This is a genomic window from Mesorhizobium sp. M1A.F.Ca.IN.020.03.2.1, from assembly GCF_004023205.1.
Lineage (GTDB): Bacteria > Pseudomonadota > Alphaproteobacteria > Rhizobiales > Rhizobiaceae > Mesorhizobium.
The window spans coordinates 1-4,088 of record NZ_RZSV01000350.1 but is presented as its reverse complement, the minus strand read 5'-3'; the positions used below and the strand labels follow the sequence as shown (position 1 = coordinate 4,088).

At 63.3% G+C, this 4,088-nt stretch carries 4 protein-coding genes; 1 reads left to right on the top strand and 3 read right to left on the bottom strand.

Features of this window, described 5'->3' with window-relative positions:
• The coding region (locus EOA79_RS30285; RefSeq protein WP_164894014.1) for a class I SAM-dependent methyltransferase at positions 1-634 on the top strand (634 nt) is incomplete at its 5' end.
• Between the two features lie 72 nt (positions 635-706).
• Here EOA79_RS30285 and EOA79_RS30280 read toward each other — a convergent pair.
• From EOA79_RS30280 to EOA79_RS30270, 3 genes are all read right to left on the bottom strand, one after another.
• Positions 707-2,260, bottom strand: a complete 1,554-nt coding sequence (locus tag EOA79_RS30280) for a bifunctional diguanylate cyclase/phosphodiesterase (protein ID WP_095824222.1) — start codon at positions 2,258-2,260, stop codon at positions 707-709.
• 102 nt (positions 2,261-2,362) lie between these two features.
• Positions 2,363-3,175 (bottom strand): enoyl-ACP reductase FabI, encoded by an 813-nt coding sequence (gene fabI / locus EOA79_RS30275; protein ID WP_095777496.1) that lies wholly within the window; start codon positions 3,173-3,175, stop codon positions 2,363-2,365.
• Positions 3,176-3,187: 12 nt separating this feature from the next.
• Positions 3,188-4,088, bottom strand: a 901-nt coding sequence (locus EOA79_RS30270; RefSeq protein WP_128293581.1) for a beta-ketoacyl synthase N-terminal-like domain-containing protein, incomplete at its 5' end; no start/stop codon positions are given.

The window sequence follows — 4,088 nt, the reverse complement described above, 5'->3', positions numbered from 1 at the left end:
GTCGCCGCTCGAAGCCCACCTGCCGAAGCATCACGGCGTCGCCTTCTGGTTCCGCCGGGCCGGCATGGATGCGGCCCGGGCGCTTCGCGCCGCCAACCCCGATCTGGTCGTCGAAGGCCGCTTCCGCACCGCGCCCGGCATGTTCTCCTTCGATCGGGTCGACGCAGGATCGAAGCTTCTGCTGGACAGCCTGCCGCAGGGGCTTGCGGGCAATGTCGCCGATTTCTGTGCCGGCTGGGGCTATCTGGCGGCCGAAGTGATGGAACGCTCGACAGGGCTGTCCGGTCTCGACCTCTACGAAGCGGATTTCGAGGCCCTGGAGGCGGCAAGGGTCAATATCCCCGCAACCGCTGTCGAGCCGCGCTTCTTCTGGACCGATCTGCTGACCGAAACGGTCGAGCGAGGTTACGACGCGATCGTCATGAACCCGCCCTTCCACAGCGGCAGGGCTGCCGACCCGGGCATCGGCGCTGGCATGATCCGCGCGGCATCAAAGGCACTGAAACCAGGCGGACGCCTGTTCGTGGTGGCGAACCGGCAGTTGCCCTATCAACAGGTGCTGGCGGGAGCCTTCTCCAGTCACGCCGAGGTTGCGCGCGATGGCATGTTCAAGGTGTTTTCGGCGCGGCGTTAAAAGCAACTCCAGGAAAAGCGCGTGAGACGGTTTTCCGTCCCCGTGATTGCTCCAGGAAAAGAATGCAGCGCCCTACTGCAGGCTGACGAGGCGTGCCGGCTCGCGCCTGGCATGAACAGGGCGCAACGCGCCGAGCTCGATCTCGAGCGGCGCGGGGCGGCCGAACAGATAGCCCTGCACGACCTCGCAACCGGCGGCTCTCAGCAGCGTCGCCTGGTTCTCGGTCTCGACGCCTTCGGCGATGATGCCGACGCCGAGCGCCCGCGATAGCCCGACGATGGTCGAGACGACAGCGCCCGAGCTGGAATCGGTATCGATGCGGCTGACGAAGGAGCGGTCGATCTTCAGCTTGCCGAACGAGAAGTCGATCAGATAGCTCAAGTTGGAATAGCCGGTGCCGAAATCGTCGACGGCGACCGAGATGCCCATCTCGGCGAGTTGCCGCAGGATGACGGCCGCGCGGTCGCGGTCCTGCATCATCGCCGTTTCGGTGACTTCGAGTTCCAGCCGCGACGGCTTGATGCCGGTCGATGCCATGGTCTGGCGCACGATGCCGACGAAGTCCCTGGTCATGAACTGGACCGGCGAGATGTTGACGGCGACGAAGCAATCCTCCGGCAGGTACTGGGCGTCGCTGCAAGCCTTGCGCAGCACCCATTCGCCGATCGGGTTGATCATGCCGGTTTCCTCGGCGATCGGAATGAATTCCATCGGCGGGATCATGCCGCGTTCCGGATGCTTCCACCGGATCAGCGCTTCATAGCCGACGACACGGCCGCCCTGCAGGTCGAATTGCGGCTGGTAGTGGAGGTTGAAGTCGCCGCGGTCGAAGGCGGTTTTCAGCTCCGATTCAATCCATTGCCGGTGGTCCGCAACGCGGCCCATGTCGGCGTGGAAGACCGACCAGTTGCCGATGCCGCCTGCGCGCGCATTCTGCAGCGCCAGGTTCGAACGGCGAAGGATGAGCACCGGATCGACGCCGTCCTTCGGCATCGCCACGATGCCGACGGACATGCTGACCGACTGCAGATGCGTCTGGAGCTGGTAGGGCTCCATCATGCGGTTGATGAATGTTTCGAGGAACCGTTCGAGATATCCCCGGATCTCACGGTCCGGCAAGAGCACGGCGAATTCGCCGGCGCCGAGCCGTCCGATCACGACATCCTCCGGCATGCTCTCCTTCAGCCTTTTGGTGAAGGCGCGGATCAGCTCGTCGCCATGACTGTAGCCGATGGCGTCGTTGATCTGCTTGAAGCGGTCGATGTCGATATCGATCAAGTAGACCGGTTCGCCGGTCTCCAGCGTTTCCGCTGCCGCCGCCGCGACCTTTCCGACGATCGCCTGGCGCGTCAGCAGGCCGGTCATCTTGTCGAAATGGGTTTCCTTGAAGACGTATTCGGCCGATTCATCGATGCCTGCGAAGAAGGACATCGCGGCGCCGCCGGCGGAAAGGGCACAGAGCGCGGCGATGATAGCCGCCATCGTCCCGGCAGACATGCCGGCCAGGCCGTCGCCGAAGCCGAAGCGCAACCCCCAGAGTCCGAGGATAAAACTGCCCATGGCCGAGCTGGCGATGGTGATCAGCCGGAACAGCGGTGTTCGCTTCGGGTTGCTGACTGCAGACATGCAAGGTCCCTGAACTACAGGGCCGTTTAGCGGATACCTCCTTAAAATGGGTTTCCGCCAATGCCTCCAATTTTACTGGAAGGTGCTTTTTTCGTTAGCGAATTATTCGCGGGGGCCGTCGTTCTGCTTCAGTTCCTCTAGCGTCGGCATGGAGACGATGTGATAGCCGGAATCGACATAGTGGATCTCGCCTGTGACTCCCGAAGACAGATCGGACAGCAGGTAGAGCGCCGAGCCGCCAACCTCGTCGATGGTGACGGTGCGCCGTAGCGGCGAATTGCGCTGCTGATAAGAGAACATGTGGCGTGCGTCGGATACGCCTGAGCCGGCGAGCGTCCGCACCGGTCCTGCCGAGATGCCGTTCACCCGAATGCCGCGCGGGCCGTAATCGTTGGCGAGATAGCGCACGCTCGCCTCGAGTCCGGCCTTGGCGACGCCCATGACGTTGTAGTTCGGCATGACCCGCACCGACCCGGCATAGGTCAGCGTGATCATCGAGCCGCCGTTCGTCATCAGCGCGGCGGCATTGCGGGCGATCTCGGTAAAGGAATAGCAGGAGATCACCATCGTGCGGACGAAGTTGTCGCGGCTGGTGTCGGCGTAGAGGCCCTTGAGCTCGTTCTTGTCGGAGAAGCCGATGGCGTGAACGACGAAATCCAGGCCGTCCCAGGCTTCGCGAAGCGTCTGGAAGGTTGCGGTGACCGAGGCGCTGTCCTCGACGTCGCAAGGCACGACCAGCGAGGCACCGAGCTTCTCGGCCAGCGGCTTGACCCGCCGCCCGAAGGCGTCGCCCTGATAGGTGAAGGCGAGTTCCGCCCCGTGTTCGGACAATTTCCTGGCGATGCCCCAGGCGATCGAATGATCGTTGGCGACCCCCATGACAAGCCCGCGCTTGCCCTTCATCAACCCTTCCATAAAAGGCAATCCTTATGCGGAATAGCGCTGGAAAATCAGCGTTGCGTTGGTGCCACCGAAACCGAAGGAGTTGGACAGGACGGTGTCGATCTTGGCGTTGTCGATGCGCTTGCGCACGATCGGCATGCCCTCGAATTCGGGATCGAGCTCCTCGATATGGGCGCTCTCGCCGATGAAGCCGCCCTGCATCATCAGGATGGAGTAGATCGATTCCTGGACGCCTGCGGCGCCGAGCGAATGGCCGGTCAGCGACTTGGTCGAGGTGATATACGGCATCTGGTCGCCGAACACCTCGCGGATGGCGCCCATTTCCTTGGAATCGCCGACCGGCGTCGATGTGCCGTGCGTGTTGATGTAGTCGACCGGCGTCGAGACGGTTGCAAGCGCCTGCCGCATGCAGCGCACGGCGCCTTCGCCGGACGGCGCCACCATGTCGTAGCCGTCGGAGGTCGCGCCGTAGCCGACGATCTCGGCATAGATCTTGGCGCCGCGCGCCTTGGCGTGCTCCAGCTCTTCCAGCACCAGAACGCCCGCGCCGCCGGCGATGACGAAGCCGTCGCGGTTGACATCATAGGCGCGCGAAGCGGCCGATGCCTTGTCGTTGAATTTCGACGACATGGCGCCCATGGCGTCGAACAGGTCCGACATCGTCCAGTCGAGATCCTCGTGGCCGCCGGCGAACATCATATCCTGCTTGCCCCACTGGATCAGCTCACAGGCATTGCCGATGCAGTGCGCGGAGGTCGAGCAGGCGGACGAGATCGAGTAATTCACGCCGTGGATCTTGAACCAGGTGGCCAAGGTGGCCGAAGCGGTCGACGACATCGCCTTCGGCACCGCGAACGGACCGATCCGCTTCGGGCTGCCGTTCTTGAGCGTCGTTTCGGCGGCTTCCACGATGGTCCTGGTAGAC